Consider the following 16,879-nt stretch of genomic DNA (forward strand, 5'->3'; position numbering starts at 1 on the left):
GCTCATTCCAAATCGTCGCGATCAAGCGGCTGGGCGGCTAATGTCCATGCACGGAGGTGTATAATAGCACACCTCTCCTACACGCTTTCTTGACATGACACGCCCTATCCGGCTGGAGATTTCCCTCCCGGCCATCCGCCATAATTTCCTGTTCACCCGCCAGCATTCCCAGGCCCGCAGCCTGTTCGCCGTGATCAAGGCGAACGCCTACGGCCACGGCTTATTGGACACTGCAAAGGCGTTGGCCGATCAGGCCGACGGTTTTGCCCTGCTCAATATCGAAGATGCCGTGCGCCTGCGCGAAGCGGGATTCGATCACCCCATCTCGCTGCTGGAGGGACCGTTCGACGCGGCCGAAGCCGCCGCGATGGCCGATTACCGCCTGGGCGGCGCGGTCCACTCACAACAACAGATGGACTGGCTGGCCAAAGGTTCCGCGGATCGGCCCATCGACGTCTGGCTGAAAATCAACAGCGGCATGAACCGGCTGGGTTTCCGCCCGCAAGAGGCCGCCGCCGCCCAAGCCCGGTTGCAGGCGCTGCCCGGCGCGCGGCTGACCGCGGTCATGACCCACTTCGCCACCGCCGATGAAGATTACGGCGTCGCCGAGCAATGGGCCCGCTTCGAGCCGGTGGCCGTCGCCAGCGGACTGAAGGTCTGCGCCGCCAATTCCGCCGCACTGCTGCGCCATCCGCATACCCACGGCGACATCGGCCGCCCCGGCATCGTGCTCTACGGCGCCTCGCCGTTCGAAAACGAAACCGGCGCCGGCCTCGGCCTGATGCCGGCGATGACGCTGTCGGCCGACATCATCGCCGTGCAACAGCTGCAACCCGGCGACGCGGTGGGCTACGGCCGGCGTTTCATCGCCGACCGGGCCATGCGCATCGGCGTGGTCGCCTGCGGCTACGCCGACGGCTATCCTCGCGTCGCCGCCAACGGCGCGCCGGCGGCGGTGGACGGCCAACCCTGTCGACTGGCGGGCCGGGTATCGATGGACATGCTGACGGTGGATATCAGCCATCTGCCCCAGGCCGGCGTCGGCAGCCGGGTGGAGCTGTGGGGGCCAAACGCGCCGATAGAGAAAGTGGCCGCGGCCGCCGGCACCATCAGCTACGAGCTGATGAGCGCGGTGATGCCGCGGGTACCGCGCGTCGTGCGCAGCTGAGTCCAAGCAGCAGCGGCGGCGCCAGCAAGGCGCCGCAGACATGCGCCGACCACAGCACCGGCTCGCCGCCCGGCCCCAGATTCGGCCACATGCCCTGCCAAGCCAAACGCAACAGCAGCGCCGCCGCCAGCCAAGGGCCGGCGGTTTCGCTCCGCTTCAACCAGGCCACTGCCGCCCACCAGCCATAAACCACGCCCGATGCGCCGAGGAAAGGCTGCGGTTCGGGCGGGATCATCTGCAGCCCTGCGATCAGCCAGGGCAATAGCAACGCCAGCGCGCACAACGCCCAGGCCGCGCGCCGCCCGCCCAGGCCGGCCAGTAATAGCAAGCTGGCGCTGTTCAATGCCGCGTGCCGCCAGTCGGCATGCACCCAACTGGCGGTGAAAGCCCTCCACCACTCGCCGTCTATGGACGGATTGAAGAGCCAGCGCCGCGCCGCCTCGCCCCAAGGCGCCAGCAGCGGCAGCAGCGCCGGCAACAGGCTGGCCGGCGGCAGCCTCACCTGCGTCGGCGCCAAGCCAGGAAACCGGCGAGACCGAGCATGCCCAGGGCGACCTCGTCGGCGCCGGCGATCGGGACCAGCTGCAGATCCACGTACAAGGGGTCGTGGTCGGACGAACGGTAGGCGTCGGGCGCGTAGTAATTCTGCCGCTGCTCGGCGGACTTGAACTCGCTGCCGTATTCGAGCGCGGTCGGCTCATCGGCGTTGATGTGCCATTCACCGGCGTCGGCCACCCATTTGACCAGCGAAGCGTCGGCCAGCGCATGGTCGAGGTTGCCGGACTCGCCCTGGTAAACATAGGAGTAGGCGTCCTTCTGGAAACGCGCCAGCAGATTGGACAAGCCGCCGTCCTCGAAGGCGCGGATCGGGTCCTCCTTGGCGTAGGCGTTCATGTCGCCCATCACCAGCAGCCCTTCCTTGGCGGACGCGCCGCGCTGCTTCGCCCACTTCACCAGATCGCGCGCGGCCTGCACACGGGTCAGATTGCAATTGCCCTGGCCGTCGCCGGTATCCGCGTCGGGCGCGCCATCCACCTTGACCTGATCGCAGCTGCTGCCCTTGGACTTCAGATGGTTGACCACCAGCGTCAGCTTCTTGCCGTCGGCGGCGAAAGTTTGCGCCAGGCTGAGGCGGTTCTTGCCCGGATCGCCCACCGTCAGCGCCTGCGCGGCGCCGTCGGGCTTCACCCGCGACGGACGGTAGAGCATGCCGGTGGTGATGGCGTCGGTGCCGATCTTCGGCAAGCCGGGATCGACGAAGCGATATTGCTTGTCGGCCGCCTGGCCGGCATTCAACGCGTCGACCAGCTCCTTCACCGCCGATTGCGGGCCGAATCCGTCGTTTTCCAGTTCCATCAGACCCAGCACGTCGGCGTCCAGCTGGCGGATGGCGCTGACGATCTTGGCCTTCTGCCGCAGGAAGTCGTCGCGGGTCTTCGCGCCGCGCTCGGTCGGAAAGCCGCCCCCCAATCCGTCGCCGTTGAAAAAATTGAGCACGTTGAAGCTGGCCACCCGCAGGTGGCCCGCCTTTCGCGCCGGCGCCGCCGAGCGCGCATTGGCAGCCGATACCTGCGGCGGGGACAGCGGCTGCACGCGATAAGCGCCGTTGCTGAACGACACCACGCCGGCGAGGCCATCCAGTCTATCCCCCACCCGCAGCGTATTGGCTGCCGACAAGCCTCCGGGAGCGGGCAGCCAGGCGTCGGCGTTCTGCCAGGTTTTTCCGTCATCCAGCAGCACGCGGTCGCGCGGATTGGCGGCGCGCAGCGCCTGGGCCTCGGCGCTGCCGGGGCGATAGCGCTGGGTAGGCACCCATTGCCGCGGCTGGCTGGACAAGGTCAGCTCGCCGTAGCGGCCGTAGTTGTAGCTGTCGATGACATACAGCGGCTGCTCGAACTTGACCGCCATGCCGGCCAGCGACTCCAGCTGGGCCGCGTCGCCGCTCAGCGGCAGGCGCAATGCCACCGGCGCCAGCTCGCCCTGATAGCCGCACGCCTGCACATCGCCGGCGGCAGCCGGCTGCAGCTGGGTTTCGGTGCGCGTGTCGCCCTTGCGGCCGAATTCCAGCACCTTTCCGCGCACGCCGACCACGTCGCCGGCCTTCAGCGCCGGCAGCGCCAGCTTGCCGGTATAGACGTAGATGCCCTCTGAAGTGGCGGGGTCGGCGTCCTGGTTCTGCGGCGCTTCCTGGATGAAAAAGCCCACCGGGCCGTCCTTGCCGTACAGCAGGCTGCTGACCACGCCCTGCACGGCGACGGTCTTGCCCTGCATCGGGCTTTGAGCGCCATTGCCCTGGACCTGGTGGATGCGCGCGTCCGGCAAGCTGCAGGCGGCATGCGCCTGCAGGCCGGCGAGCGCCAGCGCAGCCGCGACGGCGGCGCGGGAAAGGGGAAATGCGGCTATTGTTCTCATCTTGTTGTCATCCTGAGTAGAGGTGCGGCAATTCTATCCACAGATTGATGACATTCAAGTTTATTATTATCGGAAAACAAATTTTGGATGAAAAAAATGCCAACCCGTACAGGTCGGCATTCTTTTCAGACCGCGCGACGGAACGCTCAGGCAGAGACTTTCTCGATCGCCGCGGCAATGGCTTTCGCCCAGGTGTCGGCCAGGGCCTTGTCGTCGGCCTCCACCATCACCCGCACCACCGGCTCGGTGCCGGATGGGCGCAACACCACGCGGCCGCGGCCCTGCAGCGCGGCCTCGGCCTCGGCCAGCGGCGCCGCCGAGGCGGCCTTCCAGTCGCAGCCGTTGTGGCGCACATTGATCAGCGTCTGCGGGAATGGCCGCCAGTCGGCGCAGATCTCGGCCAGGCTCAAGCCCAGCTGCTTCAGGCTGGCCAGCACCTGCAGGCTGGAAATGATGCCGTCGCCGGTGCTGTGCTTGTCCAGGCAAAGAATATGGCCGGACGCCTCGCCGCCCACCTGCCAGCCGTCCGCATGCAGCATTTCCAGCACGTAGCGGTCGCCTACCTTGGCGCGGCCAAAGGGCACGCCCTGCTTTTGCAGCGCCAGCTCCATCGCCATATTGGTCATCACGGTGCCGACCACGCCGCCCTTCAATTCGCCGCGCGCGGCGCGCGCCTTGGCGATCACGTAGATCAGCTGGTCGCCATCGTAGACGCGGCCGGCGGCGTCCACCATGATCAGGCGGTCGCCGTCGCCGTCCAGCGCGATGCCGAAGTCGGCCTGGTGCTCCAGCACCGCCATCTGCAAGGTCTTGGGATAGGTGGCGCCCACCTTGTCGTTGATGTTGTAGCCGTTGGGTTCGCAGCCGATCTCCACCAGCTCGGCCCCCAGCTCGTGAAACACCTTGGGGGCGATGTGGTAAGTGGCGCCGTTGGCGCAGTCGACCACCAACTTCAAGCCCTTCAGGCTGAGCTCGTTGGGGAAGGTGCTCTTGCAGAATTCGATGTAGCGCTCGGCGGCGCCGTCGATGCGGCGGGCACGGCCCAGCTCCAGCGACGGATTGGTGGCCATGGGCTGGTCCAGCATCGCCTCGATCTCCAGCTCCAACGCGTCGTCCAGCTTGTTGCCGCCTTCGGCGAAGAACTTGATGCCGTTATCCTGGAATGGATTGTGCGAGGCGGAGATCACCACGCCGGCCTCCAGCCGCAGCGCGCGGGTCAGGTAGGCGATGCCGGGCGTCGGCAACGGGCCGGTCAACAGCACGTTGACGCCGGCGGCGGTAAAACCAGCTTGCAGCGCCGCTTCCAGCATATAACCGGAAATACGGGTGTCCTTGCCGATCAGCACGGTGGGACGGCTGTCCTGGTCATGGTTGACCAGCACGCGGCCGGCCGCGTAACCCAGCTTCATCACGAATTCGGGCGTGATCGGAAATTTGCCGACCTCGCCGCGCACGCCATCGGTGCCGAAATATTTGCGACTCATTCAGTATTCTCTGTATCGGTTCAATGCCTTGACAGGCTCGATGCCCGCCATTTTGCCACCACCGCCGGGTGGAAAACCAGCTTCAAATCAAGAATCCCGCAGCGCCTGCCACAGTTGCAGCGCCTGCCGAGTCGCCTGGACATCGTGCACGCGGATCACCGCCGCGCCGCGCCGCGCCGACTCCAGCGCCGCGGCGACGCTGGCGCCCAGCCGCAGGGAGGGCTCACGCTCGCCCGTGATCGCGCCCAGCATGGACTTGCGCGACAGGCCCACCAGCTGCGGCGCGCCGGCGATGCGTTCGATCTCGTCCAGCCGTTTGAGCAAGGCCAGATTGTGCTCCAGCGTCTTGCCGAAGCCGAAGCCCGGATCGACCAACAGACGCTCGCGGACGATGCCGGCGTCCAGACACAGCTGGACCCGGCGCTTCAGGTAATCGGCCACCTCGGCCACCACGTCGCCATATTCGGGCCGGTCTTGCATCGTGTCCGGGTTGCCCTGCTTATGCATCAGGCACACCGCGGCGCGGCTGGCGGCAACCAGCGGCAACGCGCCCTCGTCTTCCAGCGCGGACACGTCGTTGATCAAATCCACCGCGCCCAGCAGCAATGCCTCGCGCATCACCTCGGCCCGGCGCGTGTCCAGCGACAGCGGCACGCCGATGCCGCGCAGCTTCTCCAGCACCGGCAGCACCCGCGCCATCTCCTCTTCCGCGCTGACGAAAGGCGCGCCGGGGCGGGTGGACTCGCCGCCGATGTCGAGGATGTCCGCGCCTTCGGCCAGCATCGCCTCGGCGCGCGCGAGCGCGTCGTCGATGCGGTTGAAGCGGCCGCCGTCGGAGAAGGAATCCGGCGTGACATTCAGGATGCCCATCACCAGCGGACGGGACAACTCGAGCGCGAAACGCCCGCATTGCAAGGTTTTCATTTTGACTCTGGTTCCTGGCGCCCCCGCCGGAGCGACGGGGAGCGGAAAGCAAAACCGGGCAAGCCCGCAAAGGCTTGCCCGGTTGAAGAGAATGCGGCGGTCAGACTTCCTGGGCCGGGTCCGAGGTGGCCGACGGCGCCGCCGGCTCCTCCGATTCGGCCGGCTTCTCCTCCGCCTTGGCGGCGAAACCGGAGCCCGGCTTGGGCGGACGCGGCGGCTTGCCATCCATGATGTCGTTGATCTGCTCGGCGTCGATGGTTTCCCATTCCAGCAGCGCGGCGGTCATCGCCTCCACCTTGTCGCGGTTCTCTTCCAGCAGGCGGCGCGCCAGCGCGTACTGCTCGTCGATGATGCGGCGGATTTCGGCGTCCACCTGTTGCAGCGTCGCTTCCGACAGGTTCTTGTGGGTGGTGATCGAGCGGCCGAGGAAGACCTCGCCCTCGTTTTCGCCGTACACCATCGGGCCCAGCTTGTCGGACATGCCGTAGCGGGTGACCATGTCGCGCGCCATCTGCGTCGCGCGCTCGAAGTCGTTGCTGGCGCCGGTGGTCATCTGGTTCATGAACAGCTCTTCGGCGATGCGGCCGCCGAACAGGATGGCCAGACGGTCCATCAGGTAGCCGCGGTCGTAGGCGAAGCGGTCCTGTTCCGGCAGCTGCATGGTCACGCCCAGCGCGCGGCCGCGCGGGATGATGGTGACCTTGTGCACCGGGTCGGACTTCGGCAGCAGCTTGGCGACGACGGCGTGGCCGGACTCGTGGTAGGCGGTGTTGCGCTTCTCCTCCTCGGTCATCACCATGCTGCGGCGCTCGGCGCCCATCATGATCTTGTCCTTGGCGGACTCCAGGTCCTCCATGTCCACCAGGCGCTTGTTGCGGCGGGCAGCGAACAGGGCGGCCTCGTTGATCAGGTTGGCGAGGTCGGCGCCGGAGAAGCCCGGCGTGCCGCGCGCGATCACCTCGGCGTTGACGTCGGCTGCGATCGGCACCTTGCGCATGTGCACGTTCAGGATCTGCTCGCGGCCGCGGATGTCCGGCAGCGGCACGATCACCTGGCGGTCGAAGCGGCCCGGACGCTGCAGCGCCGGGTCCAGCACGTCCGGACGGTTGGTCGCGGCGATCACGATCACGGTGGAATTGGTGTCGAAGCCGTCCATCTCCACCAAGAGCTGGTTCAGCGTCTGCTCGCGCTCGTCGTTGCCGCCGCCGAGGCCGGCGCCGCGCTGGCGGCCGACCGCGTCGATTTCGTCGATGAAGATGATGCACGGGGAGTTCTTCTTCGCCTGCTCGAACATGTCGCGCACGCGGGCCGCGCCCACGCCGACGAACATTTCGACGAAGTCGGAACCGGAAATGCTGAAGAACGGCACCTTGGCCTCGCCGGCGATGGCCTTGGCCAGCAAGGTTTTACCGGTGCCCGGGCTGCCTGCCAGCAGGATGCCGCGCGGGATGCGGCCGCCCAGGCTCTGGTAGCGGGAAGGATCGCGCAGGTAGTCGACGATCTCCTTCACTTCTTCCTTGGCCTCGTCGCAGCCCGCCACGTCGGCGAACACCACGGTGTTGGCGTCCTGGTCCAGCATGCGCGCCTTGCTCTTGCCGAACGAGAACGCGCCGCCCTTGCCGCCGCCCTGCATCTGGCGCATGAAGAACACCCACACGCCGATCAACAGCAGCATCGGGAACCAGCTGATGAAGATGCTCATCAGCATCGACGGCTCCTCCTCCGGCTTGGCGGAGAAGCGGACGTTGTTCTTGATCAGGTCGTCGACCAGCTGCGGATCGTACGGCGCGAAGGTGGAAAACGCGGTGCCGTCGGTCAGCTTGCCTTTCAGCCACTGGCCGCGCAGCGGATGCCCCTCGATGGTCAGGGATTGCACCTTGCCCGACTCGACATCGCTGACGAACTGCGAGTACTCGAGCTGGTTCTGAGTGTCCTGGCGCTTGTTGAACTGATTGAAGACGGTCATCAGCACCAGGCCGATGATCACCCAGATGGCGATGTTTTTGCCGATATTGTTCACGAGTGGCGGACTCCTCTGTGCCCTGACTTTTTGGTTGCTTGTTTTGAATGGCTACGATTGTACGCTGCGCGCCCTTTTATGTCAGCGGCGACCCTTGCCCAGCAGATAGATTTCACTGGAACGGTCGCGCGATGCCTTGGGCTTGCGCGTCACCACCTCGTCGAACAGCTCGCGCATGGCCTTGAGGTAGGGTTGAAAATCGCTTCCCTGGAACACTTTGACGAGAAAGTGCCCGCCAGGTTTCAAATGATCGCGCGCAAATTCCAGCGCCAGCTCGCACAGCAGGAAACTCCTGGCCTGATCGATGGCGCTCATGCCTGACATATTGGGCGCCATGTCGGAAATTACAAGGTCGAGCGCGCGTCCATCCAATAATTGCTCGAATTCGCGCAACACCGCTTCCTCGCGGAAGTCGCCCTGGATAAAATCCACGCCCGGCACCGGATCCATGTCCAGGATGTCCAGCGCGAACACCTTGCCCTTTTCCCCGACGATGCGCGCCGCCACCTGCGACCAGCTGCCCGGCGTCGAGCCCAGGTCGGCCAGCACGGTGCCCGGCCGGATCAGCTTGTCCTTGTCGTTGATTTCCAGCAGTTTGTAGGCGGCGCGGGCGCGGTAACCGTCCTTCTGCGCCATGTGCACGTATTGATCGTTGACGTGCTCCTGCAACCAGTTGTTGCTGCTCTTGCTTCTTGCCATACGCGGCGGTGCTTTCTGTCGTCTCACTCGTCAGGATAGCCGATGCGCGCCGGACGGCGCGCTATCCTGTTGTTTTTCGGTTATTTCAGCCCCAAACTTTGGGCGCAGGGCCAAATTCTAGTAGAATCGCGTTTTGCTTTGAATTCCGTATTTCCATGAAAATTGAACTCAAGCCGTTTCAGCGCAAGTACCTGCAGGGTCTGGCGCACGGCATCGACCCGGTGGTGATGGTGGGCAACAACGGCCTGACCGAAGCCGTGGTGCGCGAAATCGCCATCAGCCTGGACGCCCACGAACTGATCAAAGTGCGCGTGCTGGGCGACGACCGCGACGCCCGCATCGCCATGTTCGAGCAGATCTGCGACGAACTGGGCTGCGCCCCTGTGCAGCACATCGGCAAGCTTCTGGTGCTGTGGCGCCCCAGCGACAAGGCGCGCATCGCGCTGCCGAAGAACAAGCAGGCGATGAAGGACTGAGTCCTCCCGCCCGGCGGATGAAAAAAAGCGGTGGCTTTGCCACCGCTTTTTTTATCGCCGCGTCACTCGCTGCGCCAGATATAGGCGAGGCCAAGCACGCTCTGCACCAGGTAAATCAGGCTGGAGATGGCGTGCCAGGTGGCGAAGCCGCCGCCGAACAGCCCTTCCGCCGCGTGATTCATCTGCTGCTTCAAGGTGACGATGATGGGCGCGACGCCGAACTGGTTGATCAGCGTGCAGACCAGCATGCCGACAATCAGCCAGAAGGCGCCCTGTTTCAAGCCGGCCACGCCGTTGCGCCAGACCTGGTCGACCAGCAGGAACACCCCGCACACCAGCCCGACCCAGGCGATGGCCGAGAACAGCCTCCCCGCCACCATGCCGGCGGTCGCCGCGTCCAGCGACTTGAACAGCACCGGCGCCACGATCAGACCGATCACCCACAAACCGCCAATCCACAAGGTCTTGGCCACTGCACGCAAGCCGTCCATCTCTCCCCCTGCAACAGACGCAGCTCATGAAAAACGCGCGGTCCGCATCAGATGTATTTGACGTCGAGCACTTCGTACTCGCGGATGCCGCCAGGGGCCACCACTTCGGCCACGTCGCCGGCTTCCTTGCCGATCAGCGCGCGCGAGATCGGCGAGTTGACCGATACCTTGCACACCTTGATGTCGGCCTCGTCGTCGCCGACGATCTGGTAGGTGACGCTCTCTTCGGTTTCCAGGTCCATCAGGTCGACGGTGGCGCCGAACACCACGCGGCCGTCGGCGTCAAGCTCGGCCGGATTGATGATCACGGCGTTGGACAGCTTGCCTTCCAGCTCGGCGATGCGGCCTTCGACGAAGGCTTGGCGTTCCTTGGCCGCGTCGTACTCGGCATTTTCCGACAGGTCGCCATGGGAGCGGGCTTCGGCGATCGCCTCGATCACCGACGGACGCTCCACGCTCTTCAGGCGTTGCAGTTCTTCCTTCAGAAGCTCGGCGCCGCGTACAGTCAACGGGACTTTGATCATTACAGTATTCTCCACAGGCGGTTGTCCGCCTTCATCAAAAGCACAAGCCGCCGTACGGGACGGCGGCTTGCGCGAGCGGGTTTGAGCGGAATTGTAACGGCAAATCGCTTCCGCATCAAAGCCTACCGGTGCTCACTCCTCCTCAACCCGCGATCTGCGCATGCAGCTGCTGCACGCTGTACACATCGAAGGACTCGGCGTGCTTCATGCCCACGCACACCGCCTTGGCGGCGGACAGCGTGGTGTACTGCGGCACGCGCGCCTGCAGCGCGGAACGGCGGATGGAATGGCTGTCCTGGATCGCGGTGCGCTTCTCGTCCACGGTATTGATCACCAGATCGATTTCGCCGTTCTTGATCATGTCGACAATGTGCGGACGGCCTTCGTTCACCTTGTTGACCACCTGGACGATCAGGCCGGCCTCGGTCAGGTGCTTGGCGGTGCCTCGGGTGCAGCAGACGCCGAAGCCCAGGCGCTGGAGCTCGCGCGCCACGTCCACGGCGCCGTTCTTGTCGCCGTCGCGCACCGACAGAAACACCTTGCCGGTCTTGGGCAGGCGGTCGCCCGCGCCCAGCTGCGCCTTGACGTAGGCTTCGGCGAAGGTCTTGCCGACGCCCATCACCTCGCCGGTGGACTTCATTTCCGGTCCCAGGATGGTATCGACGCCCGGGAACTTGATGAAGGGGAACACCGCTTCCTTCACCGCGTAGAACGGCGGGATCACCTCCTTGGTGAAGCCCTGCTCGGCCAGGCTGATGCCGGCCATCGCGCGGGCGGCGATCTTGGCCAGCGGCGCGGAGGTCACCTTGGAGACGAAAGGCACGGTGCGCGAGGCGCGCGGATTCACTTCCAGCACGTAGATGGTGTCGCCCTGGATCGCGAACTGCACGTTCATCAGGCCGACCACGTTCAGCGCGCGGGCCATCGCTTCGGTCTGGCGGCGGATTTCGTCCTGCAGCGCCGGGAACAGGCTGTACGGCGGCAGCGAGCACGCCGAATCGCCGGAGTGGACGCCGGCCTGCTCCACGTGCTGCATGATGCCGCCGATCACCACCTGCTCGCCGTCGGACACGCAGTCGACGTCGACCTCGATGGCGTCATTGAGGAAGCGGTCCAGCAGCACCGGGCTGTCGTTGGATACCTTGACCGCCTCGCGCATGTAGCGCTCCAGGTCGGCCGGCTCGTGGACGATTTCCATCGCACGGCCGCCCAGCACGTAGGACGGGCGCACCACCAGCGGGTAGCCGATCTCGTCGGCCAGCTTCATCGCCTCGGCCGGCGCGCGCGCGGTGCGGTTCGGCGGCTGCTTCAGGCCCAGCTCGTTCAGCAGCTTCTGGAAGCGCTCGCGGTCCTCGGCGGCGTCGATCATGTCCGGCGTGGTGCCGATGATGGGCACGCCGTTGGCCTCCAGCGCGCGGGCCAGCTTCAGCGGTGTCTGGCCGCCGTACTGGACGATGACGCCGAACGGCTTTTCGACGCGGCAGATTTCCAGCACGTCCTCCAGCGTCAGCGGCTCGAAATACAGGCGGTCGGAGGTGTCGTAGTCGGTGGACACGGTTTCCGGGTTGCAGTTGACCATGATGGTCTCGAAACCGGATTCGCGCAGGCTAAGCGCGGCGTGCACGCAGCAGTAGTCGAACTCGATGCCCTGGCCGATGCGGTTCGGCCCGCCGCCCAGCACCATCACCTTCTTGCGGTCGGACGGGTTGGATTCGCACTCTTCCTCGTAGCTGGAGTACATGTAGGCGGTGTTGGTGGCGAACTCGGCGGCGCAGGTGTCGACGCGCTTGTACACCGGGTGCAGGCCCAGCGCCCAGCGCTTGGCGCGCACGGCGGCTTGGTCGGTTCCCAAGAGTTCGCCCAGGCGGCGGTCGGAGAAGCCCTTGCGCTTCAGACGGCGCAGCTCGGCGTAGTCCATGTCCTCGATCTTGCGGCCGGAGAGCGCCGTCTCCTCGCCGACGATGTCCTCGATCTGGGCCAGGAACCACGGGTCGATCTTGCTGACCGCGTGGATGTCGTCGCGGCTCATGCCGATGCGGAAGGCGTCGGCCACGTACAGGATGCGCTCCGGTCCCGGCGCGCCCAGCTCGTGGCGGATGGCGGCTTCGTCGGTGGTGACCGGGTCGAAACCGGCCAGGCCGGTCTCCAGGCCGCGCAGCGCCTTCTGCATCGATTCCTGCAGCGTGCGGCCCATCGCCATCACTTCGCCCACCGACTTCATCTGGGTGGTCAGGCGGTCGTCGGCCTGCGGGAATTTCTCGAAGGCGAAGCGCGGGATCTTGGTGACCACGTAGTCGATGGACGGCTCGAACGAGGCCGGGGTGGCGCCGCCGGTGATGTCGTTCTTCAGTTCGTCCAGCGTGAAGCCGACGGCCAGCTTGGCGGCGATCTTGGCGATCGGGAAGCCGGTGGCCTTGGACGCCAGCGCGGAAGAGCGGCTGACGCGCGGGTTCATCTCGATGACGATCATCTCGCCGGTGGCCGGATTGGTGGCGAACTGCACGTTGGAGCCGCCGGTGTCGACGCCGATCTCGCGCAGCACCGCCAGCGAGGCGTTGCGCATGATCTGGTATTCCTTGTCGGTCAGCGTCTGCGCCGGCGCCACGGTGATGGAGTCGCCGGTGTGCACGCCCATCGGGTCGAAGTTTTCGATCGAGCAGATGATGATGCAGTTGTCGTTCTTGTCGCGAACGACTTCCATCTCGTATTCCTTCCAGCCCAGCACCGACTGCTCGATCAGCAGCTCATGGGTGGGGGAAGCCTCGAAGCCGCGCTCGCAGATCGCCAGGAATTCTTCCTTGTTGTAGGCGATGCCGCCGCCGGAGCCGCCCATGGTGAACGACGGGCGGATCAGCGTCGGGAAGCCGACCTTGGCCTGCGCCTCCAGCGACTCTTCCATGGTGTGGCAGACGAAGGACAGCGGGCAGGACAGGCCGATCTTGGCCATCGCCTCCTTGAAGCGGCCGCGGTCCTCGGCCTTGTCGATCGCGTCTTCGGTGGCGCCGATCAGCTCCACTTTGTATTTTTCCAGGACGCCGTTGCGGGCCAGATCCAGCGCGCAGTTCAGCGCGGTCTGGCCGCCCATGGTCGGCAGGATGGCGTCCGGACGCTCCTTGGCGATGATCTTTTCCACCACCGGCCAGCTGATGGGCTCGATGTAAGTGACGTCGGCCATGTCCGGGTCGGTCATGATGGTGGCCGGGTTGGAGTTGACCAGGATGACTTTGTAGCCTTCCTCGCGCAGCGCCTTGCAGGCCTGGGCGCCGGAGTAGTCGAACTCGCAGGCCTGGCCGATGACGATCGGGCCGGCGCCAATGATCAGAATGCTTTTGATGTCGGTACGCTTTGGCATGGCTTCTACTCTTTGATGACTTGTATTTTTCCGGCCGCGCCCCCTCCCCGGCGGCGCGGCATGTTTGCTTTCGACCTTACAGGCTGGCCGCCGCCAGCTTGGCCCCGAACCCGACGAAAACCGCGCCCACCGAGCCGCCCAGCGCCGCCGTCAGCTTGCGGCGGCGGCGGAAGGCCGCGGCCAGCTTGTCGCCCAGCAGGATCAGCATCGACAGGTTGGCGATGCTGCAGCACTGGACGATGGCGCCCAGCGCGGCGAAGGTGACCGCCGGATGCGGGTAGACCGGATCGACGAACTGCACGAAGAAGGACACGAAGAACAGGATGGCCTTCGGGTTCATCAGGCTGATCAGCAGCGCCTTGCGGTAAGGATGGCCGCCGGACAGCGCCGACGGCCTCGTCGGCGACTCGTCGCCGCGGCGCGCGCGGCGCCAGGCCAGGATGCCGGACTTCAGCATGTTGACGCCCAGCCAGGCCAGGTAGCCGCCGCCGATGTACTTGACCACCGCGAACAACGCCGGGTTGGCCTGCAGCAGGCCGGCCGCGCCGGTGGCCGCCAGCGTCATCAGGATGAAGTCGCCGCTGACCACGCCGCCGGCGGCGGCGAAGCCCGCGCGCTTGCCGCGCTGCGCCGCCACCGACAACACGTACATGGCGTTCGGGCCCGGCAGCAGGATCACGATCAGCGTGCCGATCAGGTAGGTGGTAAGGTCGGTAATGCCCAACATATTGCTATCCCGCCTTACTGCCGTTCCGCCATCGCCGCGATGAAGCGGTCGAACAGGTAGGCGACGTCCTCCGGCCCCGGGCTCGCTTCCGGGTGGCCCTGGAACGAGAACGCCGGGCGGTCGGTCAGCGCGATGCCCTGTACCGTGCCGTCGAACAGCGAGCGGTGGGTGACGCGGACATTGGCCGGCAAGCTGGTCTCATCCACCTGGAAGCCGTGGTTCTGGCTGGTGATCATCACGCGGCCGGTATCCAGGTCCTGCACCGGGTGGTTGGCGCCGTGGTGGCCGAACTTCATCTTGGAAGTGGCGGCGCCGGTGGCCAGGCCCAGCAACTGGTGGCCCAGGCAGATGCCGAACACCGGCAGCTTGGTCTCCAGGATGTCGCGGATCGCGGCAATCGCGTAGCCGCACGGCTCCGGATCGCCGGGGCCGTTGGACAGGAACACGCCGTGCGGATTCAGCGCCAGCACATCGGCCGCCGGCGTCTGGGCCGGGACGATGGTCAGCTGGCAGCCGCGTTCGGCCAGCATGCGCAGGATGTTGTGCTTGACGCCGAAGTCGTAGGCCACCACGTGGAAGCGGGTGGAGGCCTGGACCTGGTAACCGGCGCCCAGCTTCCATTGCTTCTCGGTCCAGGCGTACGGCTTCTGGCAGCTGACGACCTTGGCCAGGTCCTGGCCGGCCATGCTGCCGAAGCCGCGCGCCAGCTCCAGCGCCTTCGCCTCGTCGATGTCGCCGGCCATGATGCAGCCGGCCTGGGCGCCCTTCTCGCGCAGGATGCGGGTCAGCTTGCGGGTGTCGATGTCGGCGATCGCCACCACATTGTGCTTTTTCAGGTAATCGGACAGCGAATCTTCGGCGCGGAAGTTGCTGTGCAGCAGCGGCAGATCGCGGATGATCAGGCCGGATGCAAAAACGGCGCGGGATTCGGTGTCTTCCGAATTCGCGCCGACATTGCCGATGTGCGGATAAGTGAGTGTGACGATCTGCCTGGTATAGGAGGGATCCGTCAGGATCTCCTGGTAACCGGTGATGGCGGTATTGAATACCACCTCGCCGACCGTATGGCCGGCGGCACCGATAGCGCTACCTTTGAAAAGCGTGCCGTCAGCCAAGACAAGGATTGCGGGGAGGTTTGACACTGGCTGGCTCCTGTTGCATTGCTCGGGCGCTTACACAAAAACCGGCAGCGGCCGGTTTCGTTTTACACCCTGGGATTTTCAAAATTCTTATGTGAATAACGGGACTCGGCGCCTTGCGCCTGTCCCGTTTGGTTAAACCTTTCTATAGTACCGCGCATTTTGCACTTGCACAATACCGCAAATGCCATTTTTCAAAAAAACGTCACATGCCCGGCTTCACCTGCCAGCTGACGCTGGTCGGTCCGGCAGGTTGTCCCAGCATCAGCATCAAGGGCTTCAGCGCGTCGTATTTGTCCTGCGGACTGTCCGCGGTGCCGGCCATGTGGAAAGCCCCGCCGGCCGGCAAGACGCCCTGGCCGTTGATCATCAGCGGCCCCTCCAGCGTGGACAGCGTCAGATTCAGCCCCTGCGGCGCGCCGGCAACGTCCAGCTGGTAGCTGCCGAACGGCAGCGCCGTGGTCAGCGGAGACGAAGCGCCGCGCCAAGCCAGCTGCATATTGCCGCTGATCTCCTTGCCCTGGCGCGCCAGCTGCGGAATGCTCAGCTGCAGCTCGCCGCCCAGGCGGGCCGCCTGCCAGGTCTTGGACAGATTGGCCAAGGCCGCCACCGGCAGCGACAAGGCCAGCCCCCTCACCTCCTGCTTGCCGAAGCCCAGCTGCAGCATGCCCGGCTGGCCGGCGCTGTCCAGATGCCAGACCATCAGGCCGGACAGCAACGCCTTGGGCTGCCATTTCCACGCCAGCGGACTCATGCTTTGCACCTCGCCTGCCGGCCCCAGGTAAACCAGCTTGGCGCCGCCGTCCCAGACCGTGCCCTTGGCCTCGCTGACGCCCCAGCGTCCATCGCTGTAGCGCGACACCGGCCAGGACAGCCAGCTCGCCGGCAATGATGACGCCAGCCCCGCCAACAGCAAGACGGCCAGGCCCAGCCATTTCACGATCCGCCGCTTCATGCCGCCGCCCCCGCATGCGCCAGCAGCGCCTTGATCTTCACCTGTCCCGGCACCGGCTGCGCCTCCGCCTTGACGTTGACCACCCTGACCTGCTGCTGCGCGGCCAGGACGCCGACAAAGCGCGCCCAGTCGTCGAAACCGACCACGCCCTCCATTGCTACGCCGGACTCGCCGTCGGCGTTGAACTGCAGCGCCGCGATGGGCAGGCCCTGGCTCTTGGCCGTCTGCTGCAGCAGCGGAATCAGCTCCTTGGCCGGCAGAGGCGTCTGCGCCGGCTGGCGCTTGAGCTTGGCGGCCTCGTCGGCCAGCGCGCCCACCGCGCCCAGCTCGGCCTGCAGCCGCGCGACCGAGGCGCGGTTGCGCTGCAGCGACTTGTCGGCCGGCTCCCACACCGCTAGGTAAAGCAGCGCGACGCCCAGCACCGCGCCCATCGCCGCCAGCAGCCGCCGCTCGCGCGGGCTGCGCTGGCTCCAGTATTCGAGAAACTGTTGCTTGTAGGCTTTCATCG

The 16,879-nt window shown here is 65.7% G+C and carries 15 protein-coding genes; 2 read left to right on the plus strand and 13 right to left on the minus strand.

Annotation, left to right across the window (positions count from 1 at the left end; genetic code table 11):
* Positions 1-94 precede the first annotated feature (94 nt).
* A complete protein-coding gene (alr, locus tag CV_RS18770; protein WP_011137340.1) occupies positions 95-1,168 on the plus strand; it encodes an alanine racemase in 1,074 nt (357 codons plus the stop codon).
* Here the strand turns inward: alr and CV_RS18775 are convergent.
* The 6 genes from CV_RS18775 to rlmE form a co-directional block, all read right to left on the minus strand.
* Positions 1,110-1,685, minus strand: coding sequence for a rhomboid family intramembrane serine protease (locus tag CV_RS18775; protein WP_043596709.1), 576 nt, complete (start codon positions 1,683-1,685; stop codon positions 1,110-1,112). The genes alr and CV_RS18775 overlap by 59 nt on opposite strands.
* Entirely contained in the window at positions 1,667-3,580 is a 1,914-nt protein-coding gene (locus CV_RS23685; protein ID WP_011137341.1) for an ExeM/NucH family extracellular endonuclease, read from the minus strand. The genes CV_RS18775 and CV_RS23685 overlap by 19 nt, the downstream gene beginning before the upstream one ends.
* 146 nt (positions 3,581-3,726) lie before the next feature.
* Positions 3,727-5,064, minus strand: coding sequence for a phosphoglucosamine mutase (gene glmM, locus CV_RS18785; RefSeq protein ID WP_011137342.1), 1,338 nt, complete (start codon positions 5,062-5,064; stop codon positions 3,727-3,729).
* An 87-nt stretch (positions 5,065-5,151) separates the two neighbouring features.
* Positions 5,152-5,988, minus strand: coding sequence for a dihydropteroate synthase (gene folP / locus CV_RS18790; RefSeq protein WP_011137343.1), 837 nt, complete (start codon positions 5,986-5,988; stop codon positions 5,152-5,154).
* 100 nt (positions 5,989-6,088) lie between these two features.
* Positions 6,089-8,008, minus strand: a complete 1,920-nt coding sequence (ftsH, locus tag CV_RS18795) for an ATP-dependent zinc metalloprotease FtsH (RefSeq protein ID WP_011137344.1) — start codon at positions 8,006-8,008, stop codon at positions 6,089-6,091.
* An 81-nt stretch (positions 8,009-8,089) separates the two neighbouring features.
* On the minus strand, positions 8,090-8,707 hold the full coding sequence (rlmE, locus tag CV_RS18800) for a 23S rRNA (uridine(2552)-2'-O)-methyltransferase RlmE (protein ID WP_011137345.1): 618 nt from the start codon (positions 8,705-8,707) through the stop codon (positions 8,090-8,092).
* A 155-nt stretch (positions 8,708-8,862) separates the two neighbouring features.
* Between rlmE and CV_RS18805 the strand changes: the two genes are divergently transcribed.
* On the plus strand, positions 8,863-9,183 hold the full coding sequence (locus CV_RS18805; RefSeq protein WP_043596712.1) for a YhbY family RNA-binding protein: 321 nt from the start codon (positions 8,863-8,865) through the stop codon (positions 9,181-9,183).
* A 62-nt stretch (positions 9,184-9,245) separates the two neighbouring features.
* Here the strand turns inward: CV_RS18805 and CV_RS18810 are convergent, their stop codons facing one another.
* From CV_RS18810 to gspM, 7 genes are all read right to left on the minus strand, one after another.
* Positions 9,246-9,674 (minus strand): DUF4149 domain-containing protein, encoded by a 429-nt coding sequence (locus CV_RS18810; protein WP_011137347.1) that lies wholly within the window; start codon positions 9,672-9,674, stop codon positions 9,246-9,248.
* Between the two features lie 47 nt (positions 9,675-9,721).
* Positions 9,722-10,198 carry a transcription elongation factor GreA gene (gene greA, locus CV_RS18815; protein ID WP_011137348.1) on the minus strand — a complete coding sequence of 159 codons (477 nt, stop codon included), beginning with the start codon at positions 10,196-10,198 and terminating at the stop codon, positions 9,722-9,724.
* Between the two features lie 142 nt (positions 10,199-10,340).
* The gene (gene carB / locus CV_RS18820; RefSeq protein WP_011137349.1) at positions 10,341-13,550 is read right to left on the minus strand and encodes a carbamoyl-phosphate synthase large subunit; all 3,210 of its coding nucleotides are present in this window, start codon (positions 13,548-13,550) and stop codon (positions 10,341-10,343) included.
* A gap of 76 nt (positions 13,551-13,626) precedes the next feature.
* Positions 13,627-14,277: a leucine efflux protein LeuE gene (gene leuE / locus CV_RS18825; protein WP_011137350.1), complete on the minus strand. Its 651-nt coding sequence runs from the start codon at positions 14,275-14,277 to the stop codon at positions 13,627-13,629.
* A 14-nt stretch (positions 14,278-14,291) separates the two neighbouring features.
* The gene (gene carA / locus CV_RS18830) at positions 14,292-15,419 is read right to left on the minus strand and encodes a glutamine-hydrolyzing carbamoyl-phosphate synthase small subunit (RefSeq protein ID WP_011137351.1); all 1,128 of its coding nucleotides are present in this window, start codon (positions 15,417-15,419) and stop codon (positions 14,292-14,294) included.
* A gap of 202 nt (positions 15,420-15,621) precedes the next feature.
* Positions 15,622-16,371, minus strand: a complete 750-nt coding sequence (locus CV_RS18835) for a type II secretion system protein N (RefSeq protein ID WP_011137352.1) — start codon at positions 16,369-16,371, stop codon at positions 15,622-15,624.
* Positions 16,368-16,877, minus strand: a complete 510-nt coding sequence (gene gspM / locus CV_RS18840) for a type II secretion system protein GspM (protein ID WP_043596716.1) — start codon at positions 16,875-16,877, stop codon at positions 16,368-16,370. The genes CV_RS18835 and gspM overlap by 4 nt, the downstream gene beginning before the upstream one ends.
* Between the last annotated feature and the right edge of the window lie 2 nt (positions 16,878-16,879).

The sequence above is a fragment of the Chromobacterium violaceum ATCC 12472 genome, from assembly GCF_000007705.1.
Lineage (GTDB): Bacteria > Pseudomonadota > Gammaproteobacteria > Burkholderiales > Chromobacteriaceae > Chromobacterium > Chromobacterium violaceum.